Raw genomic sequence first — 19149 nt, 5'->3', positions numbered from 1 at the left:
TAGCAATATAAATTGCATTAGCTACTAAAACATAAGTGTAGCTTTTTTTCCATTTTTTTGTTTTTTTAGCGTCCATTTTTATTGCTTTAAATCTTGTTTAGGAGCTTCAATAGGCTGTTTTAGAGAAATAATATTCGATAATAATCGATATGCTCCAGAAACACCTTCTGGCAATTCTCTAAAGAAACTCAAACCCGTGTAAATATAATATCCTTTTCCGTATGGCGCGACAAGTAAAGCTCCGTCTTTAGCAGATTCTCCTTTGTCATGCGACGAAATAATAGGAGTGAAGGCAGGATCGTATTCATTTGGATAATATAAACCTTGCTCTTGTGTCCATCCTTGAAAATCTTTTTCAGAGATTTTATTTGGCGTATTTAAAACAGGATGATTTGGCGCCAAGAAAGTAATTTTAGCATTTTCTTCCGTCACACGATCATTTGACAATTTTAACGGATATGGAGCAATTTTATCAGTTACCAATTTTCCGTTTGTGTTGTACTGAACAATCATGTTTTTTCCGTTTTTTACAAAATTGAAAAGTATATTTTGTTTGTTTGCCAAAGCATTAACGGTATTATAAGCACGAATTCCTGTAATAACAGTACTGAAAGAATCTAGCTTTTGAGGTGTAATTTCTTCAGGTTTTAAAATAGTGACTTTGTATCCCATTTGAGTTAAACTTTCAGGAACTTCGTCTCCAGCGCCCATGATATAAGCAATTGCATCGCCAGAAGTTTTTAAATCTATTCTAATACACTTTGATTCAGCTGGTTTTAAAATCATTTGTTTCGTAATATGGCTGAAATCTATAATAGTCTCATCTTTGTCAAAACGTTTATTATCTACAACAGCAACGCTTTTTGCCATAACTTCTTCTGGATTTACAGGAGGCGTTACTTCAAAATAAAATACCTGTTCATTTCCTTTTTTGTCTAAAGTAAACGGAATTTCTTTAGGAGAAACAGACCAGCTTTTTGGTAATTCTAATTGTAGATTTCCTTTAACATCATCTTTTCCAGCACGAACTTTTACTGGAATCATTTTACTTTTTGTATTGGTAAAAAGTAAAACTCTTTCTAAAATTGAAGTTGTAACTTCAGGCACAATATCAAGGAAATTATACATTTCGCCTTTTACGCCATCATTGTATTTGTAAACAACGGTGCGCTCAAACGGAATTTCAACGTTATTGATTTTTACATTAAAAACAACTTTTGTATCGCGAATAATATCTGGAGTACCAATAATTTCTTGATTAGAAACAGTGTACATTCCAACAGTTGCTTTTTCTTTTAACCAATATGGCTGTGTATATCCTATATCGTTTGGAAGCTGTAACTGTAAATTGATCTTTTGGTCGTTATTGTTTTTTAAAACGCTGTTTTGAGTTGTCGTTTTATTATCTGGAAGTGTTGTTACACTAACTAACTGCATATCAATAGAACATCTATTGATTGCTTCAAGTACTAATTTAATTGTACTTCCTGGAGTTGCTTCTTGTTCATTTGAAACTGCTTCAAGATATAAACCTGAACAAGAGGCGATAATATTTTTGATAGCAGCTAGTTTAATCGTTTTCCAATGTGTATCATCTAAAGATTCGATCATGGAATAGGCTTTAACTAAATCTGGAATACTTGCAGATGGATTACTGAAGTTATATTTTGTAACAATCGAAGCGATTAAATCTCCAACTGGTTTTCCGTTTTTAACACGATTCCAACTTGTATCGATTCCGTCAAATAAATTATCGCGTTCTTTTGGATTTTCTCCGTTAATTAATTCTAAATATTCGGTTTCTTCACCGCGAACACCAGTACTTCCAAAACCTTGAGATTGATGACGGCTTCGGCTTAAAGCTGCAATTTCCTGATTCGATTTTCCGATTCCTGTGTAGTAAACGCCTGTTTCTAGCTTTGTAAATTTAGATTTATTTGCCGCATCAAATTTTTCTTGGCTTCCGTAAAACCACCAAGACGGATTGAAGAATTGACGTTTTACTTGCCAAGGAGTAACATATTTTAATTGTTCAGGATAAATTTTTGGATCATTTGTTAATTTGAAACTTTCAACGCTCAACATAGCAGAAGAAGTGTGATGACCATGTGTTGTTCCTGGAGAACGGTGGTCAAAACGATTGATAATAATATCTGGTTGAAATTTTCTAATAGTCCAAACTACATCAGCAAGGACTTTATCTTTATCCCAAATGTCTAAAGTTTCATCAGGATTTTTTGAGAAGCCAAAATCATTTGCTCTTGAAAAGAATTGTTCGCCTCCATCAATCTTTCTAGCTTCAATTAATTCTTGAGTTCGAATAACTCCAAGCAATTCACGCAATTGCGGCCCAATTAAATTCTGACCTCCATCTCCACGTGTAAGTGATAAATAGCCAGTTCTAGCATTCATTTCATTTGCTAAATACGAAATCATTCTAGTATTTTCATCATCTGGATGCGCTGCAACATACAATACAGAACCTAGAAAGTTTAATTTTTTGATTTGATTGTAAATTTCTACTGAATTTGGTTTTTGTGGCTGCTGTGCAAATGAAATTTGAAAACCTATAAAAAATAAAAGAAAGATTTGAACCTGTATTTTTCGCATATTGTGGTTAATTGTTTTTTTGAAAGTGCCTCAAAAGTACTAATTATTTTACGGAACAGTATTTAAATGAAATGTTAATGATTAATAATTTGAGCAATATTTGAATTACAGAAAGCAAAAAAGCTGCCAGAAATAATCTGACAGCTTTTGAAATTATCTTTGCGAATGTGCTCTAAATTATTTCAGTTTGTTTTCTGTATCAACATAATTTCCTGTAATAGTTACGTTGCTTCCTTTAGTAACTTTACCATAAATTGTAATTGAAGAAGTACTACCTATAAAATTGATTTTAGCCCCGCTGTTCAATCTTAGATCTCCCCAGATAACAACAGAACCTTCAACATTCAAAACTGATTTATCATTAATAATAAGCTCTGTTGGGTTTGTCTGCTGGTATTTACCTTGAGATAAAGTTCCTCTCATATTAAAAGTTCCTTGGCTATTTAAAGTCAAATTGCTAAGAACTGCAATAGAACCACAATGTGTTAAAACTGCACCAGAATTGATGATTGCCGAATTAATAGCAGTTGCTCCTTGGTATGATTTAATCTCATTAGAATTCAAGATCAAATCTCTACCTTGATTATATAAACCGTAAGTTAAACAGCTTGCAAATGTAGTATTTGGCTTTTCCATTTTAATGATTTTCAAACCACCTGTTCCGCTGGCAACATAAATATAATCACCGCTAGATTTTACATAGTTTGAAGAACCTGCAATTCCAACAGAACCCAATAAAGTAAGTTGTGTTGCGGATTGGTAAACATTAAGTCCAAGAGCTCCATTTGCAACAAAAGCATATCCATCGTTTACAGAAACTGCATTTGTTACATTGTCTTCAGCAGCAGTTGGAATCCCGATAGTTTGCAATTTTGATCCGCTGTTAATATCATAAACACCAAGACCGTTTGGACCTTCAGAAACTAATAATTTTGTCCCGTCTATATCCATTGTTCTTTTTGCACCGCTTATATCTGTAGATGTCGTAAAGCTTTTTTGTAATGCAAGAGTCGATTGATTATAGATATTAACTCCTTTAGTTCCGCTCAAAGTCACAACTTTATCACCAGAAAGAGCAATAGAACGCAAATCGGCCATTGCAGCTTTTCCTGTAATTGCTTTGGTTGAAGTGCTTAATTTAAATAAACTTCCGTTATCTCCCGTAACTGCAAAATAATTAGAAGTATTGGCGGCAACATCTGTTGTAACTCTGCTTTCTAAATAATTCGTTTTTAAAGTATTGGTAAGTAATCCAGAACTTAAATCCATATTAAATACAATTGCCGGATTTCCTGCAAGCTGAGAATCTTTATCTACATCTTTTGCAGCTCCGATAATTAAACTCCCATTTGCGTAAGTAAGAGATGTAATATCCGTATTTGGAATTAAAGCAGAAGTAACCAATTTTGGTTTATAAGGATCAGAAACATCAATAACATCAATTGCTCCCGAATAAACATCGCCTCTAGTGATATAAGAAACATAAGCATAATTTCCGTTCACAGTTACATGACTCGCTTGAAGTGTTTTTCCATTAGCATCAACTGGAGGTTTTACTTCAGCGATTTGGACTAAAGGAAAAGTAGTGTTCGTTGTTTCTGTCGTTTTTCCTGTAGCAGAAACATTGTCAACCGAGATAACACCAGAATTTGTAAGGTCAAGTCTTTGATTTAAGGCAGTTTGATCTGTAGTAATTGTAATGTTATTTAACGATTGGTTGTCGTTTTTGTCATTATTATCGTCACAACCAATTAGAAGTGACATTGCTAAAAATGAAAGTAAATAAACATTCTTTTTCATAAATTTCTTTTTTGGATTATAAAATTCGGCGCAAAGATAAAGTATAAATAAATTAATGTAAGGCATTTCTGTTGTTAAACTTATTGCCTTACAGTGATTTATACTAAAAATACAACATTTTAACAAAAGATCCGATTAAACAAATCATAAAAAAAAGAGAGTATCAAATAAATGATACTCTCTTGTGTTGATTTCTAATGATTTAGCATTATCTTCTTCCGTGACCGTGTCCATGATCGTGATCGTCGTGATCATGTTTGTCATGGTGTTTATCATGTTTGTCGTGTTTGTCGTAATGTTTGTAATCTTTACGATCGTAACGACGGTCATTGTAACCATATACAGGTCTTGGTTTGTATGGTCTTTGTGGAGCTCCGTGATATCCTTTATAATATTTTACTCTGTGACGATCAAAGTAAGTATAAGGAGTTCTTCCGTGGTAATCTGTCAAAACTACTTTATAACCTCCATACAAATCATAGTTTCTATATTGTCTAGGTAAGTAAGTTGTTCTTACCCATCTTCCTCCTCCGAAATAGATGAATTGCGATGCACGAACATCGTAATAAGCTTCAATATCTGGAAGATAGTAATATTCCATTTCGCTATATCCCACTGGTCCCCAAGCTGGTGGAGTTCCAATATTAACGTTGATCGATACTTGGGCTTGCGTGGCATTTGCAACCATTAGAAATAATCCGGCGATTGCTAATTTTATCGTTTTCATCTTTTTTTATTTTTAAATGTTAATCTTGTATAGGGATATCCATATACTGTGCCAAAAAAATAAATGAGATGTATTTTATCGGATAAAAATGCATTTCAACGAATACGCTGTGTTTTGTAAAGTGTCTAATTTATTGATATTGAATATTCTATCGTTTATTTTGAAATTTATAAAAAAATAAAAAAAAATTATTTGTAATTGACAACTCTTGGCTTTGCAAGTTCAAAACTTTGAAGTCCATAATCGGTAGTTTCAAATGTATTTGTTTTGAAAACATTATCACCTTGTTGAGGAATACTTGGGTAATAAGAAAGTGATAGTTGAAACGAGCTAAAAACCAAATAATCATTACTTACCAATAAACCAATAGTAAGTTTAGAATACGGTTTGCTTTTAGTCATTGCGATTTCTGGGCTTCCTAAAACTGCAATAGAATAGTTAAAGAAAGGATTTAAACGAAAACCCAATAAAGCATGGGGAGAATAAGTTTGCGTTTGTAATGACAAAACGGCTTTACTTGTTCCATACAAATAACTGTTAAATCCTGCTAAACCATTTTCTTCATTTATATTCAATTGATCTCCAATAATATCATCTCGATTTATTCCAATAATTACTTTAGGATTCACGAATTGTCTGATTTTCCATTTTCCGACACTAAACAATTTTGTAAAATAATTAGATTCAAACAAAAAAGAAGTCTGATAGGTTTTAGATTGATGAAAAAAAGTTCCAGCTTCAAAATTCATACTTAAAAATCCTAATCGATAATAATTTCCAAACGAAAATTGCGCACCAACATAAGGCCTCCAGAAAGTATTTTTGTATTGATAGCCAAAAGTTACGCCATAAATCCGTCCAATCGGAACGTCTTCGGTTTGTCCATTTCTAAAAATATAGCTGTCTTTAATAAACTTTCGAGTATTTAAACCAATTCCGCTTAAAATTAATTTTTCAGAAGAATAAAAATGATTTGGGTCATAAATCTCTGATGGCGATTCGCTGTAATTGACATTCAAAAATCGGGCAGTAGTAATCAAATTTGTTATCGCCCTATTTTCATCTTCAAACATCTTAAAGGCGTGTCCTGCCCAGAGATCCTGAGAAGTATATTTTTTTGGCTGATAAGCAAACTCGTGATTTGGGTCTTGTATTGCTTGTAAAGTATCTTTTCTGAAGCTTTCATCAACGTAAATTCCGCCCGCCCATTTGGTTAATGGAGAGTAGAAGTCTCGCTCAATATCAATACTTTTAATATAATTATTGTCCAAATCCATATTATAATGAAGGACAGTACCTATATAAGTATTTTTAATATTTGGAACTGTATAGGTTACGTCATTTCCATTTTGTCCATCGCTAAATCGATTGGTAAAACGATATTCTAATTGCTGCCCAGAACCAAAAAAATCCTTTTCTTTAAATCCGACAGAAACTTGATTGCTAGAAATAGAAAATCTCGGAATTGTACTCCACGAATCTAAAACACGAATAGTAACATCTACAGAATCGGATGCGACGCCAACAGTCTGATTTGAAATTCGAACAGCAGTAACATAGCGTTGCGCACGAATTAAACGTTCGGTTTCTAGAACTTTATAAGTATTGTACGGAGTATTTTTCTTAAAAAGCAATAAATTATAAATCGCTATTTTTTTTGTTTTCAAATGAAGTCGGTTACCCATTCTTTCTCCCCAGTTTTTAGGCATTTGTGTGGTATCGGCAACAGAATGTCCAAAAGGATCTAAGGTAATGATGTTTATTTTTCGGATAATCTTTCCATCATAATGAGTAGAATCAATAGGAACTAGCAATTCTTTGTTTTTCTGTGACTTTTTAGATCTAAAAAACAATTTATGCATGGCTTGCGTAAATTTATTTTTCTTAGAATAATTTCGAATTTTGGTATAGATTTCTGTTGTGTCTTTTTGCGTTTTTGGTTCTTTTTTAGTTGTATCTACCTGAGAATATCCGCTTTGTAAGCAAAAGCATAACAAAATAAAAAATAGTATTTTTTTGTTTAAAGACATTCGGTAGTTTTTCTGCTAATAGATTTAAGTTTTATGAATATACGTAATATATAGAAGCGTTATAGCATAACGTTCTTTTTAATTTTCTGTTGTAACTTTTCGTGTTCGCCATCTAAATTTCCGAGGAACATGATTTCCCATGAGATAACCCCATGCGGAGAGAGATTCAATTCGGTCAAAAATGATTTTCAAGATTGCCAAAAGCGGAATAGCTAAAAACATTCCAGAAACTCCAGCTGCGGCGCCTCCAACAATAATTCCCATAATCGAAACAAACGCATTTATTTCTACTTTAGAATTAATAATTAATGGCACAAGAAGGTTATTGTCAATGAATTGTACAATAATATTCACAATCAAAATTCCAAGAATCACAGAAGTTTCGCCTGATCCTGTTAGAGAAGCTAAAATCGTTATAATTCCAGCGATTGTAATTCCAATATAAGGAATAAGGTTCAAGATACCCGTAATTAATCCTAACAATATGAAATATTTAATGCCAATAATCCATAATCCTAAACTTGTTAAGACAGAAACTACAAGCATTTCGATAATTAAACTTACGATATAATTGTTTATAGAAACTTTTATCTGAGAAAGAATATCCATTAAAACGGGATGATTTTCTTTTTTAATTAATTTGGCTAAGAACAGCTTAAAATGTTCTTTATAAATTAAAAACAGAAAGGTATAGACAATAATAATCATACTGTCTAAAAGAACGTCGCTTACTGATATTATAAAAGATCCCAGTTTTGCTTGACCCGTCTTTACTGAATCTTTGGTAACCGAATCCAAATATTTTTTTTGGTCTCCAATACTTACCTGAAAATTTTCTCTTATAAATTTATGAATTTCGATAATAAAAGAATTAGCATTTTTCTTTATAGTCTCAAAATCATTCGCCATATAAGTGACTTGATAAGAAATGAAAATCAAGATTCCAGCAATAAAAGATAGAAAAATTACCAGACAGGTAATTGCGGCAAGATGCCTTGGGAATTTCAATTTTGTATTGAAAAAAGAAAAAATAGGCAATAGTAAAACGGCAAATAGAAATGCCATTAAAACTGGTGTCAAAATATCTTTTCCGATGCAAAAAATAAATGCAAAACAGATTAAAGTGACAAGAATAAAAGAAAGTTTTGCATAAAATGGTAAAGTTACGGGCCGAGTCATTTTTATTTTATTTAGCTGAATTTATAAAACAAAAATTACAATTAATTTGCCTTTTTACGTTCCAGCTTTTCCTGCGCCCGTTATAAAATTCCCATTACAATTTTAATCGAAAAATTCTCTTTCTTCATATTTTGCAGGAATGATCGAAATTCCTTTTTGCAGTAATAAATTGTTCGGAAAAACTATTTTTTCACCTTCTTTCGTTTTTAGACTTACGTGAAATGTATTGATATCTTCAATTTCAGCTTCGATTGGAAAATCTTTATCATGTATTTTGATTGTATCTCCAATTCTAAAAGGAAACGAGAAGAATAAAACCATTCCAGAAGTAATATTGCTCAAAATCGACCATTGAGCAAACATTGCAACACCAATAACCGTTGCTATAGAAGAGATTGTAATAAAAATATCTTCTGTCTGAACTCCCCAAATAACAATTAAACTTGTTACGACAAGAATGTTCATTAAAATGTTAATGTATTTGATAACTAAATTTGTACGGTGTTCAAATAATTGACTTGTATAGGCAAAACGTCTTATTAATTTGGCAATTACCATTCTTAATACAATCAAAACTCCAATAAGAATGATTGTTGCTATTATTTCGCGACTATACTCTTTAAAAGAAAACATAAATAAATTTTTACACTAAAGTAGTCAAAAATTCATAAACTTTGGCTGTTGGAAGTCCCATAACATTTGTATAAGAACCTTCAACTTTTGCAACTGCCATGAAACCAAACCATTCCTGAATTCCGTATGCGCCCGCTTTATCGTAAGGTTTGTAATTTTCGATATAATATAAAATAGCTTCGTCTGATAAATCATTAAAAGTTACTTTGGTAATATCGTGCAATAGAGTAGAAGAGTCCTTAGTTTTAAAGCAAACAGAAGTAATTACATCATGTGTAGTATTAGACATCGATTTAATCATTTCGAAAGCTTCTTCTGCGCTTTTAGGCTTTCCTAAAGCTTTATTTCGGTGCCAAACAATAGTGTCGCTCGTAACTAAAATTTCATTTTCGTTCAATTCGCCTTCAAATGCATTGGCTTTTAGTTCTGCAAGATAATCGGTGATTTCGACCGCTTTTAATTCTGGCGGATAAATTTCTTCGACATCTTTTAAGCGAATTTCAAAATCAAGATCTAAATCCTTAAAAAACTGCTGTCTGCGAGGAGATCCTGAAGCTAAAATGATTTTATATTTTTTTAGTTTTTCTTTAAGCATTGTATTTGATATTTAAGGCAATAACCAGGATTGATAAAATTCCGAAGAATAAAATAAGTTTTAAAATAGTGCTTAAATGTTGGAAATCTTTTTGTGTTTTAGCACTAAATATTTTTACAATAAAGTATAATAAAGGCGCTAATACCGTTGCAAAAGCATAAAATATAGTAATATAAAGCTTATTCTGCATGAAATAGGTATTGCTATAAAGCGCAAGTAAAATAAACGCCACAATTGCAAAACCTAAAGCAATTTTAGCGGCTCTGTTTACGCCAATTGCAACTGGAAGTGTATTCATTCCCATATTGTAATCGCCATTTACGTCTTCAATATCTTTGACAATTTCACGGATAAAATTAATCATGAAAGCAAATAAAGCATAGTCGGTTAAAATTGAGAAAAGACTTGCCATTTGTGCTTGATTTTCGTGTGTTGTAGCAGGAAAAAGATCGAAAACTCCAATAATTAAAACACTTACAGCCAAAAGTAATGCTACAATAAAGTTTCCTACAATCATGATTTGTTTTAATGTTGTTGCGTAGAAATACAATAATGAAGCAATTAAAATGAAAAGTGATGCAAAAGTTGGTCTTTGAATAATATTTGATAAAATAAACCCAATTGCAACACCAGAAACGTTTAAACCAATATAAATGTTGTAAGCTGCTGTTTCGCTTATTCCTTTTCCAACAACAACATCATTTGGTTTATTGATACTATCTGTTCCTACATCATAAATATTATTAATAACATAACCTGCTGCAGCGAGTAAAACGGTGCTTAAAACCAACAATCCATATTGCCAGTCAGCTAATGCAAGCGGAACATCTTGTTGTTTTAAAAAAGCATAACGAAAAAGAAGCTGCATAAAAGCAAGCATTAAAAGGTTTTGATAACGTATAAGTTTTAGGAATTTCATTTTTTTTTCTAAGGTTCTAAGATACTAAGATTCTAAGGGGGCTAAGTTTTTTTATTAACTGAAAACTGCGACTGCGACTAAAAACTTAATCGTGCTGTCCGTTAAAATATTCCATCCATTTTCCCTGTACTTTCATTACTTGTTCGATAACGTCTCTTACAGCTCCGCGTCCGCCTTTTACGTGCGAAATATAACGGCAGATTTTTTTTATTTCAGGGCTTGCGTCTTGCGGACAAGTTGGAAGTCCCGTCAATTTCATGACATGAAAATCAGGAATATCATCTCCCATATACAACACATTTTCAGGTTTAATATTATGGCTTTCAATATATTTGTTAAAAGTTTTTACTTTATCAGGAGTTCCTAAATGAATGTCTGAAATACCCAAATTACGAAGACGAATACGAACACCTTCATTGCTTCCTCCAGAAATAATGCACACGTGATAACCGCTTTCAATTGCTGCTTTCATTGCATAACCATCACGAATGTTCATTGTTCTTAACATTTCGCCTTCATTGGTTACTAAAACAGAACCGTCTGTAAGTACGCCATCTACATCAAAAACAAACGTTGTGATGTCATTCATTAATTCTTTATAACTTTTTGCCATTATGCTGTATAGATTGTGTTAGGATTTTATAGATATTTTTTTTGTTTTCGTTTTGTAAAAAAGCCAAATGGGCATTGATTGTATTAGAATCGTGACGTATAGCCGGACCTGTTTGCGCATCAATTGGATCGAGCGTATTGATTTTATCTGCCGTTTCCTGAATCAAAGGTTTTAATATCGCAAAAGGAAGCTGGTTTTCTTCACAAATTTCGTGTCCCATTTGGTATAAATGATTCGTAAAATTGCTAACAAAAACTGCAGCGACATGAAGCGCTTTTCGCTGTTCAGAACTTATGGAATAAACTGCAGTAGAAACACTTTTTGCAACAGTTTCCAAAAGCTTAAAATCGGCTGTATTTTCTGCTTCCAAGCAAAAAGGAACAATTGAAAAGTCGATATTTTTATTCTTAGAAAAAGTCTGCAATGGATAAAAAACACCGCGTCGATTTTTTGGATCCAAAAATTCAATTGAAGATGTTCCAGAAGTATGCACTACAAATTGATTGTTGAAAGGAATTTGTTCTGAGACCTCTCTGATTGCATTATCTGATACAGAAATAATATATAAATCTGCTGGCTGTAATTCATTAAAATTTGTAATAATCTTTTCAGAATCAATTAAATGAAGTAAAGCTTCTTTCTTTCTAGAAAAAACCTGTTTAATTTCAATAATTTTATTTGCCGTGAAAGCCTTTATTAAATGCTGTGCAACATTGCCGGAACCAATTATTGTTATCTGAATCATAAGAGCAAAATTAGTATTATTTTTTTAATGCAAAGGGTCTGTCAAATTATTGATAATGGTTTTTTGAAGTTTTTATTGTTCTTTATTTTTTGTTTGAATTCTAACACTTTTTTGATAAAAATCATTGTTTAATAAAACCACACTTGTTTTGTAGGTTTAAACTTTCTAAATTATCAATTTGTTTGAAAAATAGTCCTTATTTTTAGTTTTTATTAACAAAAGGCAAAGACTGCTAATCAACATTTTTAAGTACTTTTGTCGCACTTTTATACAATGTAATTCCTAAGAAATGGATAAAAAAATATTCTCTTTTTTGTTTTCTACACGATTAATGGCCGTTCTTTTTTTAACATTCGCAATTGCAATGGGTGTTGGAACTTTTATCGAAAGTAAATACAATACCGATACAGCCAGAATACTAATTTACAATACTTGGTGGTTTGAAGCAATAATGGCCATCTTTATGATTAATTTCTTCGGAAATATCAAAAAATACCAATTGCTTAAAAAAGAAAAATGGGCAACTCTGTTATTACACCTTGCCTTTGTTTTTATCATTTTAGGAGCTTTTATTACTAGATATATCAGTTATGAAGGAATGATGCCTATTCGCGAAGGCGCAGCAGAAAATCAAGTATATTCAGATAAAACCTTTTTGACCGTTTTTGTTGACGGTGAATACAAAGGCGAAATGAAAAGAAGAGTTTTCGAGAAAAACCTATTGCTTTCTCCAGTTACCAACAACGATTTTACAATCTCTGGAAAATTTGATGAGACTCCTTTTGAAGTTTCGTATTCAAACTATATCATGGGAGCTAAAGAAGTGGTTAAGCCAGATCCAAATGGAACTTTATACTTAAAATTAGTTGAAGCTGGAGCGGGCGGGAGAGAAGAACATTACCTAAAAGAAGGTGAAGTTCAGAACATTCACAATGTTTTATTTGCTTTGAATAAACAAACTGACGGTGCAATTAACATCAATACAACTGGAAAAGAATATACAATCCAGACTCCTTTTGAAGGTGAATTTATGCGAATGGCAGATCAGTTTAAAGGAAAAGTTACAAAAGATAACGTTCAGCCTTTAATGATGCGTTCTTTATATAGCATTGGAGATATTAGAATTGTATTTCCAGAGCCTCCAATGAAAGGAAAAGTAGATTACGAATCAAATAACGACTACAAAGCAAAATCGCATACAGATGCTGTTGTGGTAAAAGTAAAAGCCGAAGGACAAGAAAAAGAAGTAATGGTTTTTGGTAATAAAGGCCAAGTTGGTGAAGCTAAAACTGTTAAAATAGGTAATATTGAATATTCTATTTTCTTTGGAAGTAAAGCTTATATTTTACCTTTTAAAATTCGTTTAAATGACTTTATTGCGGAGAAATATCCTGGCACAGAAAAAAGTTATTCTTCATACAAAAGTAAAGTTACTGTACAAGATTCTACAGAAACGTTTGATGCTGATATTTTTATGAATCACGTTTTAGATTATAAAGGATTCCGTTTCTTCCAGTCTTCATTTGATCCAGACGAAAAAGGAACTGTTTTATCTGTAAACCATGATTCATGGGGAACTAATATTACTTACTTAGGGTATTTTCTATTATATATTGGTTTAATGGCAATTATGTTTACCAAACACTCTCGTTTTGGGGATTTGAAAAAGAAACTAGAAAATATTCAAAAGAAAAAACAAAAATTAATTTCGATTTTAGTTTTATTGATTGGTTTGAATGGTTTTGCACAGCAAACGCCTCATGTACATTCTCATGATCATGAACACGATCACGCACATTCTGCAGATCCAAACGATCATGCTAATCACGTTACAGCTCCACCAAGTCAGAAACAACTTGATTCGTTATTGACTATATATAAAGCACCAGAATCTCACGCCGCAAAATTTGGTCGATTAATTATTCAGGATGCTGGAGGAAGAATGAAACCTATTAATACGTTTTCTTCTGAATTACTGAGAAAAGTAAGTCACAATGATACGTATAACGGAATGAATTCTGATCAGGTTTTCTTATCAATGACGCAATATGCGCAGGTTTGGATTCAGATTCCATTGATTTATATTAAATCTGGAAACGATAGCATTCGTAAAATTATCGGAATCGATTCGAAAGATCAATACGCTCCATTCGTAAAATTCTTTGATGAACAAGGAAATTATAAATTATCTCCTTATTTAGATGCGGCTTACAAAGCAGCAAATCCGAATAATTTTGAGAAAGATTTTGTCGAGACAGATAAAAAAGTTAACTTAATGGAATCGGCATTAAGTGGTAGCATTTTAAGAATCTTCCCAATTCCGAATGATCCAAACCACAAATGGGTTTCTTATTTAGAGCGTGAAAGTGCTGGTTTTAAAGGAATGGATTCTACTTATGTAAAGCAAATTCTTCCATTATATTTTAGTGCTTTAAATAACGGTTCTATTGAGAAAAACTTTGATACAGCAGATAATTTGGTTGAAAGTATTAACGGCTTCCAGAAGAAATTTGGAGCTAAAGTAAGACCAAGTGAAGAAAAAATCGACGCTGAGATTGCTTACAACAAATACGATGTTTTCAAAGTATTGCCTTATTGGTACATTACGGTAGCAATTTTGATGCTTATGTTTACGATCTTAAATATTTTCTTTGAGAAAAAATGGCTTCGAATTACCGTAAATATTTTTCATGTCATCGTAGGTTTACTATTTGTTCTTCATACTTTAGGATTAATTGCACGATGGTATATTTCCGGCCACGCACCGTGGAGTAATGCTTACGAATCTATAGTCTATGTTGCTTGGTCGACAATGTTCTTTGGATTGGCTTTCGATAGAAAATCAAAATTAACGATTGCTTCATCAGCATTTGTTACAGCAATGATTTTAATGGCGGCATATATGAACTGGATCGATCCAGAAATTGCAAATTTACAGCCAGTTCTTAACTCTTATTGGTTAATGATTCACGTTGCCGTAATTGTAGCAAGTTATGGTCCAACTGCTTTAGGAATGATTTTAGGTTTTGTTGCTTTATTATTGATTTTCTTTACAAATGATAAAAACAAAGCCAAAATGGATTTACATATCAAAGAAGTAAGTTACATTAACGAAATGGCGTTGACAATTGGTCTTATCATGTTGACGATTGGAAACTTCTTAGGAGGACAATGGGCAAATGAAAGTTGGGGACGTTACTGGGGTTGGGATCCAAAAGAAACTTGGGCTTTAATCTCGATTATGATCTATGCGTTTGTAATTCACGCTCGTTTTGTTCCAGCTTTAAGAGGAAAATGGTTCTTTAACTTAATGAGTATGTATGCTTTTATTTCGATTTTGTTTACCTATTATGGGGTAAACTTCCACTTAGTAGGTTTACACTCTTATGCAAGCGGAGAAGCACATTCATTAAACTGGATTTATTACTGTTTAATTGTTATTTCTTTAATCGGAGCAGTTACTTATCCGAAATACAGAAAATATTACAAGACTAAAAAAGTAAAGAAAAAACAATCTTAAAAGATTATTTTTAGATACAAAAAAGGGTTCAATAATTTGAACCCTTTTTTTATTGTATAGATTTAAACTTTATACTGAAAATCTCCCGCTTATTAAAAGTATAATAGTGAGAATGATAAAGAATGAAATCAAAAATATAATATGACTTAATATAGATAATAAAAAAGCCTTTCCTGTTGATATTTTATTGAAAAACTGAATGTTAGTCCAAAATATTAAAACCAATCCAACGAAATATGTAAATGACGAAAATAGTTGCATATGATCTGTTTTATTTAAATATAGCAGAATTGGAAATGTCAAAATCTGAACAAAAAGCCTTTGGGATGCTTTGAAAGTATTCAATACAAAAAACTCAATAAAATTGTAGCCTTGGTTTCTAAATACAGCATAAGTCCCAATTGTATATAAGGGAATCGTAGCGATAGTAACCCAAGAAAAATGAGAAGGAACCCATTCGTTTAAATTTTCATAATTCAAATATTCGCTAGATTCTCTCTTAAAGTAACTAATATGAAAATAATGAATTAAAAAGCCGTATAAAGTAGCTAAAACGACAACTAGTGATAAAGGCTTGAAATGACGAACTCGTTTGCCTTCAATAAATTCACGAACAGAATGTCCTGGTCTTGTAAAAAGCTGTTTTAAAGAATACAAAATTCCTTTGTCAAAATGTAATAAACCATGCTGTATATCGTGCCATAAAAAATGGACATTTATCTTGTGTGTTTCTGCAGTTTGTCCACAGTTATTGCAATAATGTCCCTTAAAAACCTGATGGCAATTTTTACATATTATTTCCATTTTATTTCTTTTTAGCGTTTCTAAATCATTAGTAGATATTGTTCTCACTTATTAATGAAAACAGAATAACTAATAATACTCATAAGTATATTGGTAAACGTGTTTTGAATAATTAGATGAATTTGTTATTTGGATTATTCTTTTACTGGAATCATAAACATAATCTGTTATAAATTTGCCTCCATTTTGAATATCATCATATATATCTTGTTGTAAAAGATCATCTTTATAGAGATGAGAAGCTACATTAAGAAGAACGTTATTCTGAAATTCCTTTTTTTCAATGCAAATTCCTTTGTCATATTTATAATTTATAACTTTTTGTTTTTCGACTTCAGTCAATATATTACCAGAAGAATCTAAAGTCTGTACTATTTCACCAGTTCCTATCATGTCAACTTTATAGGTAATATTTATGGTATTCCCAGAATAAGAAAACTTTCTGTCTGAGGTGATTTTATTTCTCGAATCAAAGTATTTTTCATTCAAAGGCCTTAATTTACTGTCATAATCCGCTTTAAATGACATATACTTTGGCTCTTTCATTAAATTTTTGAAAGCAAAAGAATTAAACATGCTAGTAGTGTCTTGAATAGAAGTAATTTCTTTAGCATATTTATAATATTCTTCGTCAGACGTAACTACTGCATAGGCGTCGTCAATACTAATAGTATCATTTCCGACAATAGTATATTGTATTCCGTTTGCTTTATTTTTTAAATATTGATCATTCTCAATTTGAAGATTTTTTTCGTCTTCAGTAAGATAAGAGAAAACTTCTGTTTTATTCTTGAAGTATTTTATCTCCTGACAGCTAAAACCTCTAATTATGTCACCTTGAATTCTTATTATAATTCTATTCTTTTTATCGTATTTGTAATACTTCACAGAAAATGAATTTTCTTTTAAAAGATAAGGCATTCCAGTTTTATCAAAGAAATGCTCTTCCTTAATGGTATCATTTAATTTTACAATCATTTTTTTCACCCCCTTGTTATTCTTATTTATTGAATTATAAGGATCAACAGAAATATTCTGCGAAAAAATAATTCCGCTAAATAAGAAAGAGACAAAAAGAGCTGTTTTTCGAAAGTGAGGTGTTTTATAATTTTTCATCCTATTTATTATCTCTTAATTTAAAACCATTAGGATACATAATTGCCAATAAAACTATTATCAGAAGAAAATTATACTCAACGCCATTTCTTCCGCCGCCTACAACAAACCAGCCTTCTTTAAAATGCACTAAAGCAATTCCCATTATAAGGACAAAAATGGTAACATAGCCAGCAAGTTTAATGTATTTATTGGCTAATAGAAGAATCGCCGCAACAACATGAGACAATTTAATGCTCCAGGCAAGAAATACGCCATAAGGAGCAAATCCAATTTGGTTGAGAAAGAGATTTCCAAAATCATTTATACCATTATTAAACATTCCAAAAACGGAATGAGTGAGGAGAATAATCGCTATTGCGATTCTCAAAAGTAAGTTTGCATTCATAAATTGGTTTTTGGTCAATTAAAAATAAAAAAAAAACGCATATTGCTATGAATATGCGTTTTAACTTTTTACAACAGATTAAATTTAAACTTTTCCTAAAGTATAAAGCTGTGTCATTGTTGGAGTAGGGCTTCCGCCAGCTGGTTCCAAAGTGATTCCAAATGCTTCAGCCGAATCTGTTTGACTAACAGCAAAGATTTTTTGCGAATTGCCTTCAAAATTATCCAGTAAACCAATACTTGTTGGCGTAAGAACCGGAGTCAATTTAAGAGACCAAACTTGATAAACCATTCCTTTTGGAGGAGTTGGTAAACCCGCAGCATCAATATAAGTCGTTTTAGTTTCCTTGTTCCAATACACTTTTGCATAAGATCTTGGAGATACAGCTTGACCGCCAAGTGTCACGCCCGTATTTTTAATATCTCTTACAATATTTAAACTTTTCTTGATTTCTTTATTTTCCTGTCCTAAATAAGCATATTCGCGTTGAATCTTATTTTTCTCATTTCCAACAGTAGAAATTGCTTCCTTGGTTTTTGTCAATTCTAAAGTTTGATAGCCTAAACCTAACAATAATAGTATTGCAGCCGCCCAGCCCACATATTGTGACCAGTTTGAAGTGCGTTTCATTTCGACTACTTTTCCATGTTTCAGCTCCAGGCGCGCTTTAATTTTCTCAAAATTTTCCACAGAATGGAAAGGAGAGAAGCTAGACGAAAGGGCAATTATGGCTTTTTCTATCGAAATAATTTCCTGATCAACTTCGGGTGCTTTTTTTGCTAGTTCAGCTATTTCTAGATTTTCTTTTTCGCTCAGTAAGCCGTAAACGTACAGCTCTAAAATTCCTGATTCTATATATTCTTGTGCTTCCATTATATTTTCAAATAATTACGTAAATCGTTAATACAGTTTCTGTTTTGTGTTTTGATAGTTCCCAGTGGCAGTGCCAATTCTTCTGAAGCTTCTTGCTGGGTATATCCTTTAAAGAATAACAGATTAATTATTTCGATACATTTTGGTTTCAGTTTTTTTACGAATTCTTGAATTCCAATTGCATCAAGTTTGTGGCTTAATTTATTACTCTCATCTAACAGATTTACGAAATTATCTGAGGAAAGGTTTTTTTGAGTGTTATTATAATCTTTAGAACGAAGTTTATCGATCGATGTATTTCTGGCGATATTAATGATCCAGGTGTAAAAACGACCTTTACTTTCGTTATAAGAATCGATGTTTTTCCAGATTTTGACAAAAACATCTTGCAGAACATCTTCTGCTTCTTCTCGATTTTTAATTAGTACGTGAATGACAGAAAAAAGACTTTTCGAGTACATGTCGTACAAATGTGTAAACGCTTTTTCGTCCTTTTTGTAAATTAAAACTAATAGTTCTTCTTGACTCATAGATTGGGATTTTTAAGTTTAAACATTAAAAGCTAAGATATTATATAGGTAACCTATTATAAAGATA

16 protein-coding genes are annotated in these 19149 nt (G+C 31.9%); 1 reads left to right on the top strand and 15 read right to left on the bottom strand.

From position 1 onward, the window contains the following. Positions 1-78: 78 nt before the first annotated feature. From DM444_RS03410 to DM444_RS03365, 10 genes are all read right to left on the bottom strand, one after another. The gene (locus tag DM444_RS03410; RefSeq protein WP_111283987.1) at positions 79-2610 is read right to left on the bottom strand and encodes a PIG-L family deacetylase; all 2532 of its coding nucleotides are present in this window, start codon (positions 2608-2610) and stop codon (positions 79-81) included. A gap of 177 nt (positions 2611-2787) precedes the next feature. Further along, complete coding sequence (locus DM444_RS03405) at positions 2788-4410, bottom strand: LVIVD repeat-containing protein (protein ID WP_111283985.1); 1623 nt, start codon at positions 4408-4410, stop codon at positions 2788-2790. Positions 4411-4618: 208 nt separating this feature from the next. After that, positions 4619-5137 (bottom strand): hypothetical protein, encoded by a 519-nt coding sequence (locus DM444_RS03400; protein WP_111283983.1) that lies wholly within the window; start codon positions 5135-5137, stop codon positions 4619-4621. A 188-nt stretch (positions 5138-5325) separates the two neighbouring features. Further along, entirely contained in the window at positions 5326-7167 is a 1842-nt protein-coding gene (locus DM444_RS03395; protein WP_111283981.1) for a hypothetical protein, read from the bottom strand. A gap of 78 nt (positions 7168-7245) precedes the next feature. After that, positions 7246-8346 (bottom strand): AI-2E family transporter, encoded by a 1101-nt coding sequence (locus DM444_RS03390; RefSeq protein ID WP_111283979.1) that lies wholly within the window; start codon positions 8344-8346, stop codon positions 7246-7248. 102 nt (positions 8347-8448) lie between these two features. Beyond that, positions 8449-8979, bottom strand: a complete 531-nt coding sequence (locus DM444_RS03385) for a mechanosensitive ion channel domain-containing protein (protein ID WP_111283977.1) — start codon at positions 8977-8979, stop codon at positions 8449-8451. Positions 8980-8989: 10 nt separating this feature from the next. Further along, positions 8990-9574, bottom strand: coding sequence for a Maf-like protein (locus DM444_RS03380; protein WP_111283975.1), 585 nt, complete (start codon positions 9572-9574; stop codon positions 8990-8992). Continuing rightward, entirely contained in the window at positions 9567-10493 is a 927-nt protein-coding gene (locus tag DM444_RS03375) for a geranylgeranylglycerol-phosphate geranylgeranyltransferase (protein WP_111283973.1), read from the bottom strand. Before DM444_RS03375 ends, DM444_RS03380 begins: the two co-directional genes overlap by 8 nt. An 85-nt stretch (positions 10494-10578) precedes the next feature. Further along, entirely contained in the window at positions 10579-11106 is a 528-nt protein-coding gene (locus DM444_RS03370) for a KdsC family phosphatase (RefSeq protein WP_111283971.1), read from the bottom strand. Then, the gene (locus tag DM444_RS03365) at positions 11090-11851 is read right to left on the bottom strand and encodes a Rossmann-like and DUF2520 domain-containing protein (protein ID WP_111283969.1); all 762 of its coding nucleotides are present in this window, start codon (positions 11849-11851) and stop codon (positions 11090-11092) included. Before DM444_RS03365 ends, DM444_RS03370 begins: the two co-directional genes overlap by 17 nt. Before the next feature lie 289 nt (positions 11852-12140). Here DM444_RS03365 and ccsA point away from each other — a divergent pair, with 289 nt between their 5' ends. Then, a complete protein-coding gene (ccsA, locus tag DM444_RS03360; protein ID WP_111283967.1) occupies positions 12141-15371 on the top strand; it encodes a cytochrome c biogenesis protein CcsA in 3231 nt (1076 codons plus the stop codon). A gap of 69 nt (positions 15372-15440) precedes the next feature. Here ccsA and DM444_RS03355 read toward each other — a convergent pair whose 3' ends face one another. From DM444_RS03355 to DM444_RS03335, 5 genes are all read right to left on the bottom strand, one after another. Next, positions 15441-16175 carry a DUF3667 domain-containing protein gene (locus DM444_RS03355; protein WP_162614911.1) on the bottom strand — a complete coding sequence of 245 codons (735 nt, stop codon included), beginning with the start codon at positions 16173-16175 and terminating at the stop codon, positions 15441-15443. 69 nt (positions 16176-16244) lie between these two features. Continuing rightward, complete coding sequence (locus DM444_RS03350) at positions 16245-17291, bottom strand: hypothetical protein (protein ID WP_111283963.1); 1047 nt, start codon at positions 17289-17291, stop codon at positions 16245-16247. A 1-nt stretch (position 17292) separates the two neighbouring features. Further along, positions 17293-17679 (bottom strand): DoxX family protein, encoded by a 387-nt coding sequence (locus DM444_RS03345; RefSeq protein WP_111283961.1) that lies wholly within the window; start codon positions 17677-17679, stop codon positions 17293-17295. Between the two features lie 84 nt (positions 17680-17763). Next, positions 17764-18552 carry an anti-sigma factor gene (locus DM444_RS03340; protein WP_111283959.1) on the bottom strand — a complete coding sequence of 263 codons (789 nt, stop codon included), beginning with the start codon at positions 18550-18552 and terminating at the stop codon, positions 17764-17766. Beyond that, entirely contained in the window at positions 18552-19082 is a 531-nt protein-coding gene (locus DM444_RS03335; RefSeq protein ID WP_111283957.1) for an RNA polymerase sigma factor, read from the bottom strand. The genes DM444_RS03340 and DM444_RS03335 overlap by 1 nt, the downstream gene beginning before the upstream one ends. Between the last annotated feature and the right edge of the window lie 67 nt (positions 19083-19149).

The sequence above is a fragment of the Flavobacterium ginsenosidimutans genome, assembly GCF_003254625.1.
Taxonomy (GTDB): domain Bacteria; phylum Bacteroidota; class Bacteroidia; order Flavobacteriales; family Flavobacteriaceae; genus Flavobacterium; species Flavobacterium ginsenosidimutans.
Note: the sequence above shows the minus strand (reverse complement) of the source record. Positions and strands in the feature narration are given on the sequence as shown.

Bases quoted from the DNA above. Each gene is read 5' to 3' on its own strand.
- DM444_RS03410 (WP_111283987.1), bottom strand. From the start codon at position 2,610: ATGCGAAAAATACAGGTTCAAATCTTTCTTTTATTTTTTATAGGTTTT.
- DM444_RS03405 (WP_111283985.1), bottom strand. From the start codon at position 4,410: ATGAAAAAGAATGTTTATTTACTTTCATTTTTAGCAATGTCACTTCTA.
- DM444_RS03400 (WP_111283983.1), bottom strand. From the start codon at position 5,137: ATGAAAACGATAAAATTAGCAATCGCCGGATTATTTCTAATGGTTGCA.
- DM444_RS03395 (WP_111283981.1), bottom strand. From the start codon at position 7,167: ATGTCTTTAAACAAAAAAATACTATTTTTTATTTTGTTATGCTTTTGC.
- DM444_RS03390 (WP_111283979.1), bottom strand. From the start codon at position 8,346: ATGACTCGGCCCGTAACTTTACCATTTTATGCAAAACTTTCTTTTATT.
- DM444_RS03385 (WP_111283977.1), bottom strand. From the start codon at position 8,979: ATGTTTTCTTTTAAAGAGTATAGTCGCGAAATAATAGCAACAATCATT.
- DM444_RS03380 (WP_111283975.1), bottom strand. From the start codon at position 9,574: ATGCTTAAAGAAAAACTAAAAAAATATAAAATCATTTTAGCTTCAGGA.
- DM444_RS03375 (WP_111283973.1), bottom strand. From the start codon at position 10,493: ATGAAATTCCTAAAACTTATACGTTATCAAAACCTTTTAATGCTTGCT.
- DM444_RS03370 (WP_111283971.1), bottom strand. From the start codon at position 11,106: ATGGCAAAAAGTTATAAAGAATTAATGAATGACATCACAACGTTTGTT.
- DM444_RS03365 (WP_111283969.1), bottom strand. From the start codon at position 11,851: ATGATTCAGATAACAATAATTGGTTCCGGCAATGTTGCACAGCATTTA.
- ccsA (WP_111283967.1), top strand. From the start codon at position 12,141: ATGGATAAAAAAATATTCTCTTTTTTGTTTTCTACACGATTAATGGCC.
- DM444_RS03355 (WP_162614911.1), bottom strand. From the start codon at position 16,175: ATGGAAATAATATGTAAAAATTGCCATCAGGTTTTTAAGGGACATTAT.
- DM444_RS03350 (WP_111283963.1), bottom strand. From the start codon at position 17,291: ATGAAAAATTATAAAACACCTCACTTTCGAAAAACAGCTCTTTTTGTC.
- DM444_RS03345 (WP_111283961.1), bottom strand. From the start codon at position 17,679: ATGAATGCAAACTTACTTTTGAGAATCGCAATAGCGATTATTCTCCTC.
- DM444_RS03340 (WP_111283959.1), bottom strand. From the start codon at position 18,552: ATGGAAGCACAAGAATATATAGAATCAGGAATTTTAGAGCTGTACGTT.
- DM444_RS03335 (WP_111283957.1), bottom strand. From the start codon at position 19,082: ATGAGTCAAGAAGAACTATTAGTTTTAATTTACAAAAAGGACGAAAAA.